Genomic DNA, 13,912 nt, shown 5'->3' on the forward strand with positions numbered 1-13,912 from the left:
GTCGGTCACGGCTGCACCAGTCCCTCGTACGCGTCGGGCCTGCGGTCCCGGTAGAACGCCCATTGCTGCCGCACTTCGTCGATCACCCCGAAGTCCAGGTCCCTGACGAGGAGTTCCTCGGCCTTGTCACTCGCCGGCTCACCGACGAACTGGCCGCGCGGATCCACGAAGTAGCTCGTGCCGTAGAAGTCGTTGTCGCCGTACTCCTCCTGGCCGACCCGGTTGATCGCCGCGATGAAGTACTCGTTGGCGACGGCGGCGGCCGGCTGCTCCAGCTGCCAGAGGTAGGCGGAGAGGCCGCGCGAGGTGGCGGACGGGTTGTACACGATCTGGGCGCCGTTCAGGCCGAGCTGGCGCCAGCCCTCGGGGAAGTGCCGGTCGTAGCAGATGTAGACGCCGACCCGGCCGACGGCGGTGTCGAAGACCGGCCAGCCGGCGTTGCCCGGTTTGAAGTAGTACTTCTCCCAGAAGCCCTTGACCTGCGGGATGTGGTGCTTGCGGTACTTCCCGAGGTACGTGCCGTCGGCGTCGATCACAGCGGCGGTGTTGTAGTAGAAGCCCGCCTGCTCGATCTCGAAGACGGGGACCACGATCACCATCCCGGTCTCCCGGGCCAGCTCGCGCATCCGCGTGACGGTGGGACCGTCCGGGACGGGCTCGGCCCACCGGTAGTGCTCGGGCTCCTGCACCTGGCAGAAGTACGGGGCGTTGAAGACTTCCTGGAAGCCGATCACCCGCGCGCCCTGCCGGGCCGCCTCGCGGGCGTGCTCCTCATGCTTGGCGATCATGGATTCGGTGTCGCCGGTCCAGGTCGCCTGGACAAGTGCGGCGCGTACGACTCTGGCCACGGGACTGCTCCTTGGGCGGGATCGTCGACGAGCTTTCTACGCACGTAGACAGATGCGTAGGAGGAGAACGTAAGCCCCGTCACACACGGGGGCAAGACCATCGTCGTTAACCCGCAGAGTCGATCAAGTTTCACACCCGAGCGGTCGACAACGGGCGGATCGGGGCACGGCCGGGTCAGGCGGCCCCGATCCCGGCCACCCGCAGGGCATGCACGACATCCCGCTCGTGACCGGCCGAGACGGCCCGCGCCGCGTCGAGGAGCTGCGGTACGAGACGGCGCGGATCGGGTACGGCGATCCGCGCCGCGTCCTCCGGCGTACGGGCCTGGACGAAGGTGCTCAGGAGCGCCTGCGCCTCGTGCGCCCGGCCCGCCTCGCCCAGGGCGAGCACGGCGTCGGCGATCTCCTCGGCGGGGCGGGCGGCGCCCTGGCGCAGGAGCTGGCCGCAGTCGTCGTCCCGGCCGGCGACGGCGAGCGCCCCGGCGGCCGCCGCGAGGCGGTCGGGCGGCAGGGAGGCGGCCTCCCAGAGCAGTTCGGCCCAGTCGGCGCCGAGGCCCGCGCGGTTCAGTTCGGCGGCGAGCAGCGGCAGCTGGCCCGGCGGGCGCCCGGCGGCCTCGCAGAGCAGGACGTGCGCCTCGCCGGACCGGCCCTGGGCGCGGAGCCCGACGAGCGAGGCGACCAGGTCGGCGGCGGCGCGCAGGTCCTCGGGCGAGTGGGCGGGCTCGGCGGGGCGGGCGGCACCGGCGAGCGCGCCGCCGAAGCGGGCGCCGCGCGGGGTGTCGCGGGCGGTGGGGGGCGGGGCGTCCGTGAGGGGCGCGGCCACCGGTTCGTCGGCGTCGTCGTCGAGGTCGAGTCCGGCGAACCGGGCGCCGCGCGGCTTGCGCTTGGCGGCGGAGCCGCGCTTCTTCTGCCGGGTCGGGGCGGGCTCGGGCTCCTGGTCGCGGGGCGCGGTCCGGGGGGCCTCCCCGGCCCACTGCGGTGAGCTGTCCCGTACGGCCTCCGAGCCGCCGGCGGCCGGGGCCGTCCCCGCGCCCCGACCCGCGCCCCGACCCGCGCTCGCGGGGCCGTGTCCCAGGCCCTCTAACGGCGCTCCGGGGCCCCACGTGGCGTCGCGGGGAGCGTGGGCGGGGCCGTTCCCGTTTCCGTACGGCCCCTGGGGGGCGGCCTGGCCGTAGGCACAGGCCGCGCGCGGTTCGCCCGCCCACGACGACGGCGCGCCGCCGGTCCCGTCCGTGCCCGCGCCCGTACCCCCGCCGGCGTACCGGGCGGATCCCTGCGCGTTGACACGGGCGTTGTCGTGGGCGTTGTCGCGGGGTCCGGAGCCGGCCGGGGCCGGGTCGCGGGTGCCGAACACGGATTCCTCGTCCGCCGGGGACTCCTCCGCGCGGAACCACCCTTCGGGCGCCACCGGGCGCGGGGGCGGTCCGCCGCGCCCCGGGGTGGTCAGGGCGGTGAGCCGGGAGCGGAGTTCGGCGCAGCGTGCGGACGCGCGCGCGTGGTCGTCGCGCACCCACGCGAGGTCGTGCGCCAGCTGCCCGCCCTCGGGCGAGCCCTCCGGGGTCGTACGGAGCTGTCGTACCAGCTCGTCGGCCCGCTCCACGGCGTACGCCTGCTCGCGGAGCATCAGCCGCAGGCGCTCCGACAGCGCTTCCCCGCCACCGGCCCGCCGGTCGTACGCGGCGGCGGACGCCGCGTGCAGGCGGCGTGCGCGGGCCGCCTCCGCCGCCGTCTGCTCGGCGTCCCGGCCCGCGCCGAAGTCCTGGAGCAGTGACTCCACGACGTCCCACGGAGGTATCTCGACGCCGTCGAAACAGGCCCGCAGCCCGTCGGGGTCACGCTGTCTGAACACGCCGTACCAGCCGCCGCCCGGGTCGAGCAGCGACGTCAAGTCGCGCAAGTACCGAGCGAACGCGCCTATTTCTGCCGGGAGTTGATGCACCGTCATCGCTGCCCCGTTCTGACCCCCCGTGCCTGCCCTGCGGTCAGGTGGCATTCGACCGCAGCCGTGTTACAGGACGGCTACGCGCAGTTTTCCGGGACGGTGCGGTGTGATCGGCACACCACGCTGCGCCAGGGCCGGCGCCGGCACCGGTGCCGACGCCCGCGCCAACGCCGCTGCTCAGAACGTGACGGCGATTCCGACCGTCCTGGTCCTGCCGCGCCGGAAGATCCGGGCCGGCCGGTCGATCGTCCAGAACTGCCAGGTGTACTTGCGGGTCAGGAGCTTGCGCACCCGGTCGTTCTCGGACACGTCCAGCACGCGGGCCGTACCCTCCACGGTGGTCGCGCCGGGCGCGATGCGCCCGCGCACGTCACAGACGGCCAGGACCACACGGCCGTTGTTGCGGATCCGTTTGACCTTCCAGGCGTCGTCCCTGGTCCAGATGAACAACTCACCGTTCTCCACGGCGTGCCAGACGGGGGTGGCGACACCCGTGCCGTCCTTGCGGTAGGTGGTGAGGCTGACATAGCGGGCGCGGCCGAGTTCGCCGACTTCGTCGAGGGTGGTCACGGACGCGAGACTACGCGTTCCCGGCCCCACAGGCACGCCCCTCACCCGGCTCCCCGGCACCGGCGTTCCCCGCTTCCGCCGAGAAGTGCGACCAGGCCGCCCTCGCCTCTGTCAGCTGCGGAAGATGATCACGTGTCCAGGCACACAGGGTGTCCAGCGGAACGATCAACGCCCGCCCGAGCGGTGTCAGTTCGTACTCGACCCGGGGCGGGTTCTCGTCGTACGCGGTACGGGTGAGGAACCCGTCGCGCTCCATCGCCCGGAGGGTCTGGGTGAGCACCTTGGCAGTGATGTGGTGCAGGGGGACACGCAGTTCGGTGAAGCGACGCGGCCCGCCCTCCAGACAGCGCAACACCAGGGCCGACCATTTGTCGCCGACCCGGAAGGGTCGCGGCCCGCGCGAGCAGCGCGGGTCCGGGAACAGGTCCGCCGGCAACGGTTCTCTCGTCTTCTGGGTCATCCTTCCGACGATAGGGGACCGCGTGCGGGGGCCGTGGGCGCGTGGCCGGTTCCCTTGCGGTAACTGGGGGTCGCCGTTCTACGGTCCCCGGCATGAGCGACATCATTGTTTTCGGAGCGGGCGGACGGGTCGGCCGGGCGGTCGTGACCGAGGCGGTGGACCGGGGCCACCGCGTCACGGCGGCGGTCCGGGATCCGGGGCGGCACCTGGATCTCACCCGGGCCGGGGTGACGGTGGTACGGGGCGACGCGACGGACCCGGACAGCGTGGCCGCGACGGCCGCCGGTCATGACGCGGCGGTCCACACGGCCGCCCGGCTGGACACCGGGGCGGAGGAGTTCTTCGTCGCGGGGGCGAAGGCCATGATCGCCGGGCTGGCGCGGGCCGGCGTCGGGCGCCTGGTGGCGCTGGGCATCGCCTCGGCGCTGGAGACGGAACCCGGCGTACGGGTCATGGACGCGCCGGACTTCCCGGAGGCGTACCGGGCCTTCACGCAGGGCCATGTGTCGGAGTTCGACACGCTCGTCGCGGCGGGCGGCGCGCTGGACTGGCTGGTGATCGCGCCGCCGATGGACCTGGACGCGGCCGCGCCCCCGACCGGCCGGTACCGGACGGCGCTGGGGCGCCAGGTGGACGGCCCCGGCCGTCTCGCGCACGCGGACCTGGCGCTCGCGGTGGTCGACGAGATCGAGAAGCCGCGCCATCACCGCGTCCTGCTGGCCGTCGCGGACTGAGGGCACCAGGTACGCGTCCTGCGGTGAACTCCCGGGCGTCCCGGGCCCGTTCACCTGTCCCCTCGCCCCCTCCGCTGAACACGCCCCCCATCGCAGCCGTATAGAGGGGCGGTCCGCACATCCCCGGTGGGCCGCCCCCGGCAGGGAAGGCAGGCCATGGCCGGCAACGTCACCGCACTCTTCCGTGCGTCCACCGCGCACAGCCCCTCGATCTCCATGCTCAACCGGGCAGGCGGCGGGGCCGCGGGGCGGATCGCCGACTTCTGCATCCCGTGCAACCCGTACTTCCCCACCCCCGCCATGTTCGACGCGATGGGTGCGAAGATCCGCGACATCCTCACCTACTACCCGAGCGGCGCCGACACCATCACCGCCGAGCTGTGCCAGGTCCTCGGCCTGAATCCGCAGACCGTCGCCATGGGCAACGGCTCCACCGAACTCATCACCTGGATCGACCACTTGCTGGTCCGCCACTCGCTGGCGGTGCCCGTGCCGACCTTCGGACGGTGGACCGACCAGCCGATGGAGACCGGCAAGCGCTGCGACATGTTCCTGCTGCCGGAGGCACACGGTTTCCAGTTGGACCCCCGGGCCTTTGTGCGTTTCGTCCAGGACCGGGGCTCCCGTACCGCCGTCATCTGCAACCCCAACAACCCGGACGGCGGGCTGCTGTCCAAGGCCCAGGTGCTCTATCTGTGCGACTCCCTGCGGGACTTGGACCTGGTCGTCGTGGACGAGTCCTTCCTGGAGTTCGCCGACGCGGCGCGCGAGACCAGCATCGTGGACGAGGCCCCGCTCCGTACGAATGTGATCGTCCTGCGCAGCCTCGGCAAGAACTTCGGGCTGCACGGCGTCCGGTTCGGCTATCTCGTCGCCAACCCGTCGCTCGCCGGGAAGGTCCGCTCCATGCTTCCCAAGTGGAACCTCAACTCCTTCGCCGAGCATGTGGTGTTCATGTTGAAGGAGCACCGCCAGGAGTACGCCGAGAGCCTGGAGCTGGCCCGGCGCGACCGGCAGGCGATGATCGCCCGGCTCGCCCAGCTGCCGGGGCTCACGGTCTACCCCTCGCAGGGCAACTTCGCGTTCGTACGGCTCCCGGAGGGCGTGGACGGCGCGGTGCTGCGCGACCGGCTGCTCGCGGAGCACGGGGTGCTGGTGCGCGAGTGCGGCAACAAGGTGGGGTCGTCCAGCCGGTTCCTGCGGCTGGTCGTGCGGCAGGAGGGTGAGGTGCAGCGCCTGATCTCCGGGATGGAGCAGGTGTTGTACGGCCGCCAGGTCACCCCGGCCCCGCTGCCCCCGGCCGTTCCGCAGCCGATGCTCGGTCACCTGCCGGTGCCGGCCAGGGGCCTCGCCGCACCACAGCCGACCGCCCAGCCCCAGGGCCTCGGACTGGTCCCGGCCCAGGTCTGGCCCGCCGCGCCCATGGGGCCCGCCCCGGCCGCCATGCCCCTGCCTCCGGTGACGAACGGCAGGGGCTACACATCGGGCACCCCGGCGGTGGACCGGCTGATCTCGGGGGCGTAGAGGAGCAGAGGGCAGGCAGGGTGCACCCTCTTGGACGTAACCTCTTGGAATGGTGGACATCAAGTCCGACGCGTCCCTGGAGTCCATGCGGGCCGCCGGCCGGGTCGTCGCACAAGCACTCACGGCGGTACGGGAAGCGGCGGACGTCGGCGTCCCGCTGCGCGCCCTGGACGAGACCGCTCGCGCCGTGCTCCGCGAGGCGGGAGCGGACTCGCCCTTCCTCGGCTATCACCCCGCCTGGGCGCCCCTCCCCTACCCCGCCGTCATCTGTACGTCGGTCAACGACGCGATCGTCCACGGCATCCCGGACACCTACCGGCTGCACGACGGCGACCTGGTCAGCATCGACTGCGGGGCCACGCTGGGGGGTTGGGTGGGCGACTCGGCGATCAGCTTCACTGTCGGCCGCGCCAGGCCCGCCGACGTACGGCTCGTCGAGACGGCCGCGGCGGCGCTGGAGGCGGGGATCGCGGCGGCCGTCGTCGGCAACCGCATCGGCGACATCGCGCACGCGGTCGGCCGTGTCTGCCGGGCGGCCGGCTACGGCATACCGAACGGCTTCGGCGGCCACGGCGTGGGCCGGACGATGCACGAGGACCCGGGCGTCCCGAACGAGGGCCGCCCCGGCCGGGGGATGCCGCTGCGCCACGGCATGGTGCTGGCGATCGAACCGATGCTGATCGGCAGCGGCACGGACCGGCACTACACCGCCCACGACGGGTGGACGATCCGCACGCTGGACAAGAGCCGCGCGGCACACGCGGAGCACACGGTGGCGATCACGACGGACGGCCCGCGTATCCTCACGGCCTTGTGAGCCGTGCGCGCGGGCCGTCCTCAGGCGTTTCCTCAGGCGTTTCCTCTGACGTTTCCTCGGGCGTTTCCTCGGGCGTTGTGCCTACTGCTTGCCTGCCGGGCTGACCACCATCGCCGAGCCGCCGCCCCTGCGGACGGTCTCCGCAGCCGCCAGCCAGCGGCCGTCCGGCAGACGCTGGACGCCGGTCGCGGCGCCGATCTCCGGGTTCTGCGTGAACACGTGCCCCAGCGCTTCCAGTTGCTGCCGCACGGGGCTGTTCCACAGCCCCGGCTCCAGCTCCGTGGCCGCCGCGTTGCGCTGGCTCGCGCGGGGCGCGGCGATCGCGTCGACCAGCGGCAGACCCCGGTCCACGACGCCCGTCAGGGTCTGGAGGACCGTCGTGATGATGGTCGAGCCGCCGGGCGAACCGAGCGCCAGGACGGGCCGGTCGTGCCGGTCCAGCACGATCGTCGGGGAGATCGAGGAACGCGGGCGCTTGCCCGGCCCGGGCAGGTTCGGGTCGTGGACCGCCGGGTTGGCCGGGGCGAACGAGAAGTCCGTCAGCTCGTTGTTGAGCAGGAAGCCCCGCCCCGGCACGGTGATCGCGCTGCCGCCGGTGGACTCGATCGTCAGGGTGTACGCGACGACGTTGCCCCACTTGTCGGCGGCCGTCAGGTGCGTGGTGTTCTCGCCCTCGAACGTGGTCGGCGCGGCGGTGCCGCCCGGCGCGCACGGCGTCGGGTTGCCCGGATCGCCGGGCGCCAGCGGGCTCTTGAGGACCGCGTCGTCCTTGATCAGGCATTCCCGCGAGTCAGCGAAGCGCTGCGACAGCAGCCCCTTGGTGGGGACGTCCTCGAAGGCGGGGTCACCGAGCCAGCGGCCCCGGTCCGCGAACGCGATCCGGCTCGCCTCGATGTAGCGGTGGAGGTACTTCGCCTGGGTGGCCTTCGAAAGGTCCGTGTTCTCCAGGATGTTGAGCGCCTCGCCGACACTCGTACCGCCGGACGACGACGGCCCGATGCCGTACACGCCGAGGCCCCGGTAGGAGATCTTCGTCGGTGCCTGGCGCTTCGTCCGGTACGCGGCGAGGTCCCGGGTGCTGAGGTCGCCGGCGCGGACGACCCGGGTCGACTTCGGGTCGACGGGAGGTGTCCGTACCGTACGGACGATGTCGCGGGCCAGCTCGCCCTCGTACAGGGCGTCGGTCCCCCGGCGCCCCAACTCCTGGTACGTACGCGCCAGATCGGCGTTCTTGAAGGTCGAGCCGACGACCGGCAGCTGCCCGCCGGGCAGGAACAGCTTCGCGGACGCCGGGAAGTCGGCGAACCGCGCCTGGTTGGCCTGGGTCTGGGTACGGAAGGTCTCGTCGACGGTGAAGCCGTCCTTGGCGAGCTTCTCGGCGGGCTTGAGCAGCTGCCCCAGCGACCTGCTGCCCCACGCGTCGAGCGCGGTGTCCCAGGTGGCGGCGGTGCCGGGCGTGCCGATGCTCAGCCCGCTGGTCACCGCGTCCGCGAACGGGATCGGCTTGCCGTCCTCCAGGAAGAGTCCGGAGTCGGCGGACCGGGGGGCGGTCTCGCGGCCGTCGATGGTCCGGACCGTACGGGACTTGGCGTCGTAGTAGACGAAGTAGCCACCGCCTCCGATCCCGGCGGAGTAGGGCTCGGTGACGCCGAGCGCCGCGGCCGTGGCCACCGCCGCGTCCACGGCGTTGCCGCCCCGGCGCAGCACCTCGATCCCGGCGGCGGAGGCGTCCGCGTCGACGCTCGCCACCGCTCCCCCGTACCCCGCGGCCACCGGCGGCTTCACCGGCGGCTTCGTGGCGGGGGTCTTCGCCGAAGCCCCGGGGGCCGCCGTCGAGGGCGGCGCGGCCGCGCCCACCGCGAGCATGGCCGCGGCGACGGCCGTGGCCGACACATTCCGAACAGCGGAGCGATGCATCCGTACCTCCAGTCAGGAACCGTCCGCGCACTGTAACTTCACCGCAACCTGCCCGCCAGGACCATCTCGAACAGTGGTGCGGCGGGTGCCCTGCCACCGCTACCATGCGCGCCCATGACGGACGACGTACGCAACATCGTGCTGGGCGTGGTCGCCGCGGGGGTCACCGCTTCTCTGGGGTGGATCTTCCGCACCTATCTCTGGCGGCGCGCCCTGCGCCGCAAGCAGGCCTTCTTCGGGCTCCCCGGGCACTCCGAGTGCCTGCTCGTGGTCAACCGGGAGGCGGGCGGCGACGGCGCGGTCCACCGCTACGACGTCTTCGCCCTGCTGGAGTTGTCCGCCCTCATCAAGGACTGCGGCGCGCACGCGAGGATCGTCCAGCACGACGCCACCCAGCAAGGCTTCGGTGAGCGCACGGAGTTCTGCCTCGGCGGGCCGGCCTCGAACCGCCGGATGTCGGCTCACCTCAGCACGCTGCTGCCCGGTGTGACGATCAACACCCAGTCGGAGCCGGGCCCGGACCGTGGTGCGTACGGGATAGGCACCGAGCGGTACGCGGCGGAGCCGGGGGTCGCCGAGTACGTCCTGCTCGCGCGCCTCACCGCCGGCGAGGAGGCGCGCCCGGTCTTCCTCTTCTGCGGGCAGCGGGCGATCACCAACCAGGCGGCCTCCCGCTATCTGGCCCGCCACCACGAGAAACTGGCGCGCAAGTACGGCGGCGGTTCGTTCTGCCTGCTGCTGAAGGTGGTCAACTCGCAGGCGTACGGCCCCGACGTGGTGGAGCTGGTGGCGGACGTGACGCGGGCGGCCCAGCAGCCCCGGCAGGCCCCGCAGGGGGCGGACGCGGCCTGAGCGGGAGGCGGGATCGCGGGAGGCGGACTCCGCGGAACGGCACCCCCGCCGCTTACCTCCGCGACGCGGGCCCGCTCCACATCGAGCACAACCCGACCGGCTCGCAGCTGACCTTCCACCCGCCCCGGCCGGACGTTGGCGCACGCCGGTCCTCGGTACGAGAAGTGATCTCCGGCTGCTGCCGGACGGGCCATTGCCCCTGAGCTACTGCGCGCCCGGCAGCAGCGTCCCTGGTTCGGCCGGGGGTACCCCCGCGGCCTCTGTTCTCGGACTGCGCCGCTGCCGCCTGGCCAGCCGGTGGGCGAACCAGGAGAGCAGCATGCACATCCCGATGTAGATCGGCGAGATCACCATCACCACAGGGATGAACGGCAAATCGTAGTCGAGATTCGACGCGATGAGCTTTCCCGCGTGGAGAAACTCCTCATAGGTGATCAGATAGCCCAGCGAGGTGTCCTTGAGCGCGACGACCAACTGGCTGACGATCGTGGGGAGCATGGCCCGTGCCGCCTGCGGCACCAGCACGTGGCTCATGACCTGGGTCTTGCGCATGCCCAGCCCGTACGCGGCCTCCCGCTGCCCGCGCTCGACCGAGTTGACTCCGGTACGGAACACCTCGGCGAGCACGGAGCCGTTGTAGAAGGTCAGTCCGGCGACCAGCGCGGGCAGTGCCTGCACCCGCAGCGCCACGAAGATGAAGAAGATCATCACCAGGACGGGCATGGCCCGGAAGAATTCGACGAGCAGGGCGGCGAGCCACCGGACCGGCCGGTGCGCGGAGAGCCGCCCGGCGGCCAGCACGACACCCAGCGCGAGCGAGAGCACGGCCGCGAGCGCGAACGCCTTGAGGGTGTTGCCCAGGCCGCGCAGGAGAAGTTCCTGAATCCCCTTGTACTGGAAGGGAGTCCACTTGACGGCGGTGAACTGCCCGGAGTCCAGCAGGAGGAACAGCAGCCAGCAGACGACCCCCACGAGCGCGGCGGTCGACACCGCCGCGTACAGGCCGTGCCGCCGCCGGGTGCCGGGGCCCGGGAGGTCGTAGAGGACCGTCGACTCGCTCACCGGGCGATCCCCCAGCGCTTCTCCATCACGCCGAAGAGGGCGCTCAGCGACAGGGTGATGATCAGGTAGCCGACCGCGATCCAGACGAAGGTCCAGACGATGCTGAACCCCCGCTCGTTGAGGGTCCGGTAGGTGCCGAGCAGCTCGGTGACGCTGAACGCGCCCGCGATCGCGGAGTTCTTCGCGAGGGCGATCAGGGTGGAGCCGACCGGCGGGATGACCGTACGGAACGCCTGCGGCAGCACCACGTACGCCAGGGTCTGGGGGAAGGTCATCCCGAGGCTGCGGGCGGCCTCCCCCTGGCCCTTGGGCACGGTGTTGATGCCGGAGCGCACCACCTCGCAGATGAAGGCCGAGGTGTAGCAGCCGAGCGCGAGGACCGCGAACAGCCGGAAGGGCAGGACCAGTCCGAAGCGCGGCAGCCCGAGCAGGACCGCGAAGAACAGCAGGGTCAGCGGGGTGTTGCGCAGGATGTTCACCCAGGTCGTGCCGACCGCCCGCAGGGCGCGGACGGGAGCGACCCGGAAGGCCGCCATGAGCAGTCCCACGGACAGGGCGATCAGCGACGCGTAGAACGTCAGCTCGACCGTGCCGAGGAAGCCCTCGCGGTAGAGGGGGAAGTTCTGGGTCAGTACGTCCATGGCCGGCCTCAGCTCGCCGGGTAGCGGTCGACGGGCGGGGCTGAGGTCGCGGGGCGGCCGGAGAGCCCCAGGGTGGCGTCGTACGCCTTCTGCCAGTCGCCGTTCCTCCGGTGGGCCTCGACGGCGTCGTCGAGCGCCAGCCGCAGGGCGTGGTCGCCGCGCGGGACGCCGATGCCGTACGGCTCCTCGGAGAAGGTCTCGCCGACCACCTTCAGCTCGCCGGGGACCTTGGCCGCGAAGCCCTGGAGGATGGTGTCGTCGGTGGTGACGGCGTCCACCTGGAAGGTCAGCAGATTGTCCACACAGACGGAGTAGGCGTCGTACGCGACGAGTTCCGCGCGCGGGTGGTCCTGCTGGATCCGCTGGTACGGGGTGGACCCGGCGGCCGAACAGACCCGCTTGCCCGCCAGGTCCCCGGGGCCCTTGATGTCCTTCTCGTCCGCGCCGACGAGCAGGGACTGGCCCGCGAGGTAGTACGGTCCTGCGAAGCCGACGAGCTTCTTGCGCTTGTCGTTGATGGTGTAGGTGCCGACGTAGTAGTCGATCTGCCCGTTCTGGAGGGCGGTTTCGCGGTTGGCCGAGGCGATCGTACGGAAGCTGACGGTCCGGGGGGCGAAGCCTAGGGAGGCGGACATCATCCGGGCGATCTCGATGTCGAAGCCGGAGTAGACGCCGGTGGCCGGGTCCTTCTCGCCCAGGTACGGCTGGTCCTCCTTGGCGCCCACGACCAGATGGCCGCGCCGCTTCGCCTTGTTCCAGGTGGCCGAGCCGGGGAGCCGGAAGGCGGCGTCCACGGCGTACCGGGGCAGGGCTTCCACCCGGGGTCCCTTCACCGGCGGGCTGCCGTCCTTGCCGCAGCCGGCGCCGAGCGCGGCGGCGAGCAGGACGAGCGCCGCAGCCGTGGACGTGCGTGCCGTACGCGGCGGTCTGCCGGGCATCACGGTCCGCACTCACCCCCTCTCGACCGGTCGAGGTCAGCGCAAACTATCCAGCCGGACAAGGGACTTCACGGCCGACACGCTAAAATCGGGCATAAGCCGTATTTACTGCACAGGCACGCCGGTACGGCCGTACGCGCACGGGCAGCCCCGCGCGAGCGGCCCCGCGCGGGGCGCTCCCCGGCACAGGCGCCGTCGGCGCCTCAGACCTCCTGGGCCTCCGCGTACACCTGGGACAGCTCGGGCGCGCCCGTGCCGGCCCACTCGACGCCCGCCTCCACGACCCGGATCTCCCGGCCGGACGCGAGCCGTACGACGGGGTGGCCGTCGGGCCAGATGTTCCAGACGGCGCCGGGGATCGTACGGACGATGACCGTGCCCAGGTAGAGACCCGCGTCGTTGCCCAGCCAGGGCAGCTCCTCTGGGTCGTCGCGCCAGCGCGGCGGCAGCTGGTCGAGCGCCTCCAACGACGCCGGGGAGTCGTCCAGTTCGAGCCCGCTCTGCCCTGCCCGGACGCGCAGCAGCTCGCATTCGGCGAGCAGCTCGGCGACGCCGGCCGACTCCCCGGCGGCGGAGGCGGACGGCGAACCGGGTGCGTCGCCGCGCCGCTTGCGCCAGTTGTCCAAGAAAGGGATGTTCATACTGCTCAGCCTGCCATTCCGCTGGCCGGGTCACCATAGGGCGCGGCCGGGGGCCGGGGTGGTCCCGCAGGGAGAGACCGCGCCCGAAGCCGGATGGTTGCTCAGATGTCGAGATCCACCACGACCGGGGCGTGGTCCGAGGCGCCCTTGCCCTTGCGTGCCTCGCGGTCGACGTAACTGTCCTTGACGGCCGTGGCGAACGGCCCGTTCCCGTACACCAGGTCGATCCGCATGCCCCGGTTCTTGGGGAAGCCCAACTCGCGGTAGTCCCAGTAGGTGAACGGATGGTCGTACTTGAGCGGGCGGGGCACCACGTCCGTCAGTCCCTCGGCCAGCAGCGCGGCGAGCGCGGCCCGCTCCTCCGGGGTGACATGGGTGGCGCCGTCGAACAACGACCGGTCCCAGACGTCGTCGTCGGTCGGGGCGACGTTGAAGTCACCGAGCACGGCGAAGGGGCGCTCCCCCGCCGCGTCCTCCCGTACCGCCGCGCCCAGCGCGTCGAACCACCGCAGCTTGTAGGCGAAGTGGTCGTGCCCGACCTCGCGGCCGTTGGGCACGTACACCGACCAGAGGCGCACAGGGCCGCACAGCGCGGAGACGGCGCGCGGCTCCCGCACGCCCTCGTACTCGGGCCCGCCGGGCAGGCCCTTGACGACGTCCTCCAGGCCCACGCGGGAGAGCAGGGCCACCCCGTTCCACCTGCCGGTCGCGTGGACCGCGGACTCGTACCCCAGCTCCTTCAGCTGCTCGGAGGGGAACTGCTCCTCCGTGCACTTGGTCTCCTGGACGCACAACACGTCCGTCCCGCTGCTCTCCAGCCAGGCCAGCAGGCGGGGCAGCCGGGCAGTGATCGAATTGACGTTCCAGGTCGCGATGCGCATGCTCCCCAGCCTATCGGCGGGGTAGGACAGTCACCGGAGCGGCGGGCCAGGACGGTGCACACGGCGCCTCGGACGCGGCCGCCAC

At 72.2% G+C, this 13,912-nt stretch carries 14 protein-coding genes; 4 read left to right on the forward strand and 10 right to left on the reverse strand.

Annotation, left to right across the window (positions count from 1 at the left end):
• Nucleotides 1-5: 5 nt before the first annotated feature.
• The 4 genes from OG349_RS06355 to OG349_RS06370 all read right to left on the reverse strand — a co-directional run bounded on the left by OG349_RS06355 (nt 6) and on the right by OG349_RS06370 (nt 3,820).
• A complete protein-coding gene (locus OG349_RS06355) occupies nt 6-848 on the reverse strand; it encodes a nitrilase-related carbon-nitrogen hydrolase (RefSeq protein WP_327233651.1) in 843 nt (280 codons plus the stop codon).
• A gap of 175 nt (nt 849-1,023) precedes the next feature.
• On the reverse strand, nt 1,024-2,745 hold the full coding sequence (locus tag OG349_RS06360; protein ID WP_327233652.1) for a hypothetical protein: 1,722 nt from the start codon (nt 2,743-2,745) through the stop codon (nt 1,024-1,026).
• Between the two features lie 222 nt (nt 2,746-2,967).
• Nucleotides 2,968-3,360, reverse strand: coding sequence for a PPOX class F420-dependent oxidoreductase (locus OG349_RS06365; protein WP_327233653.1), 393 nt, complete (start codon nt 3,358-3,360; stop codon nt 2,968-2,970).
• A 10-nt stretch (nt 3,361-3,370) separates the two neighbouring features.
• Nucleotides 3,371-3,820, reverse strand: a complete 450-nt coding sequence (locus OG349_RS06370; protein ID WP_327233654.1) for a winged helix-turn-helix transcriptional regulator — start codon at nt 3,818-3,820, stop codon at nt 3,371-3,373.
• 92 nt (nt 3,821-3,912) lie between these two features.
• On the opposite strand from OG349_RS06370, the gene OG349_RS06375 reads away from it, so the two are divergent.
• The 3 genes from OG349_RS06375 to map all read left to right on the forward strand — a co-directional run bounded on the left by OG349_RS06375 (nt 3,913) and on the right by map (nt 6,895).
• The gene (locus OG349_RS06375) at nt 3,913-4,554 is read left to right on the forward strand and encodes an NAD(P)-dependent oxidoreductase (RefSeq protein ID WP_327233655.1); all 642 of its coding nucleotides are present in this window, start codon (nt 3,913-3,915) and stop codon (nt 4,552-4,554) included.
• A 156-nt stretch (nt 4,555-4,710) separates the two neighbouring features.
• Nucleotides 4,711-6,078, forward strand: coding sequence for a pyridoxal phosphate-dependent aminotransferase (locus tag OG349_RS06380; protein WP_327233656.1), 1,368 nt, complete (start codon nt 4,711-4,713; stop codon nt 6,076-6,078).
• 49 nt (nt 6,079-6,127) lie between these two features.
• Nucleotides 6,128-6,895 carry a type I methionyl aminopeptidase gene (map, locus tag OG349_RS06385; RefSeq protein ID WP_327233657.1) on the forward strand — a complete coding sequence of 256 codons (768 nt, stop codon included), beginning with the start codon at nt 6,128-6,130 and terminating at the stop codon, nt 6,893-6,895.
• An 81-nt stretch (nt 6,896-6,976) separates the two neighbouring features.
• Here map and ggt read toward each other — a convergent pair whose 3' ends face one another.
• A complete protein-coding gene (gene ggt / locus OG349_RS06390; RefSeq protein ID WP_327233658.1) occupies nt 6,977-8,812 on the reverse strand; it encodes a gamma-glutamyltransferase in 1,836 nt (611 codons plus the stop codon).
• Between the two features lie 114 nt (nt 8,813-8,926).
• On the opposite strand from ggt, the gene OG349_RS06395 reads away from it, so the two are divergent.
• Nucleotides 8,927-9,664 (forward strand): hypothetical protein, encoded by a 738-nt coding sequence (locus OG349_RS06395; RefSeq protein WP_327233659.1) that lies wholly within the window; start codon nt 8,927-8,929, stop codon nt 9,662-9,664.
• 204 nt (nt 9,665-9,868) lie between these two features.
• On the opposite strand, the gene OG349_RS06400 is transcribed toward OG349_RS06395, so the two are convergent.
• The 5 genes from OG349_RS06400 to OG349_RS06420 all read right to left on the reverse strand — a co-directional run bounded on the left by OG349_RS06400 (nt 9,869) and on the right by OG349_RS06420 (nt 13,827).
• Nucleotides 9,869-10,726 carry an amino acid ABC transporter permease gene (locus OG349_RS06400; protein ID WP_327233660.1) on the reverse strand — a complete coding sequence of 286 codons (858 nt, stop codon included), beginning with the start codon at nt 10,724-10,726 and terminating at the stop codon, nt 9,869-9,871.
• Complete coding sequence (locus OG349_RS06405) at nt 10,723-11,367, reverse strand: amino acid ABC transporter permease (protein ID WP_327233661.1); 645 nt, start codon at nt 11,365-11,367, stop codon at nt 10,723-10,725. The genes OG349_RS06400 and OG349_RS06405 overlap by 4 nt, the downstream gene beginning before the upstream one ends.
• Before the next feature lie 8 nt (nt 11,368-11,375).
• Nucleotides 11,376-12,305 carry a glutamate ABC transporter substrate-binding protein gene (locus tag OG349_RS06410; RefSeq protein ID WP_327233662.1) on the reverse strand — a complete coding sequence of 310 codons (930 nt, stop codon included), beginning with the start codon at nt 12,303-12,305 and terminating at the stop codon, nt 11,376-11,378.
• A gap of 203 nt (nt 12,306-12,508) precedes the next feature.
• Nucleotides 12,509-12,946, reverse strand: coding sequence for a DUF6278 family protein (locus OG349_RS06415; RefSeq protein WP_327233663.1), 438 nt, complete (start codon nt 12,944-12,946; stop codon nt 12,509-12,511).
• A 101-nt stretch (nt 12,947-13,047) separates the two neighbouring features.
• Complete coding sequence (locus OG349_RS06420) at nt 13,048-13,827, reverse strand: exodeoxyribonuclease III (protein WP_327233664.1); 780 nt, start codon at nt 13,825-13,827, stop codon at nt 13,048-13,050.
• Between the last annotated feature and the right edge of the window lie 85 nt (nt 13,828-13,912).

The organism is Streptomyces sp. NBC_01317, from assembly GCF_035961655.1.
Taxonomy (GTDB): Bacteria; Actinomycetota; Actinomycetes; order Streptomycetales; family Streptomycetaceae; genus Streptomyces.

Coding starts and splice junctions, on each gene's coding strand:
- OG349_RS06370 (WP_327233654.1), bottom strand. CDS start 3,820: ATGACCCAGAAGACGAGAGAACCGTTGCCGGCGGACCTGTTCCCGGAC.
- OG349_RS06375 (WP_327233655.1), top strand. CDS start 3,913: ATGAGCGACATCATTGTTTTCGGAGCGGGCGGACGGGTCGGCCGGGCG.
- OG349_RS06380 (WP_327233656.1), top strand. CDS start 4,711: ATGGCCGGCAACGTCACCGCACTCTTCCGTGCGTCCACCGCGCACAGC.
- map (WP_327233657.1), top strand. CDS start 6,128: ATGGTGGACATCAAGTCCGACGCGTCCCTGGAGTCCATGCGGGCCGCC.
- ggt (WP_327233658.1), bottom strand. CDS start 8,812: ATGCATCGCTCCGCTGTTCGGAATGTGTCGGCCACGGCCGTCGCCGCG.
- OG349_RS06395 (WP_327233659.1), top strand. CDS start 8,927: ATGACGGACGACGTACGCAACATCGTGCTGGGCGTGGTCGCCGCGGGG.
- OG349_RS06405 (WP_327233661.1), bottom strand. CDS start 11,367: ATGGACGTACTGACCCAGAACTTCCCCCTCTACCGCGAGGGCTTCCTC.
- OG349_RS06410 (WP_327233662.1), bottom strand. CDS start 12,305: ATGCCCGGCAGACCGCCGCGTACGGCACGCACGTCCACGGCTGCGGCG.
- OG349_RS06415 (WP_327233663.1), bottom strand. CDS start 12,946: ATGAACATCCCTTTCTTGGACAACTGGCGCAAGCGGCGCGGCGACGCA.
- OG349_RS06420 (WP_327233664.1), bottom strand. CDS start 13,827: ATGCGCATCGCGACCTGGAACGTCAATTCGATCACTGCCCGGCTGCCC.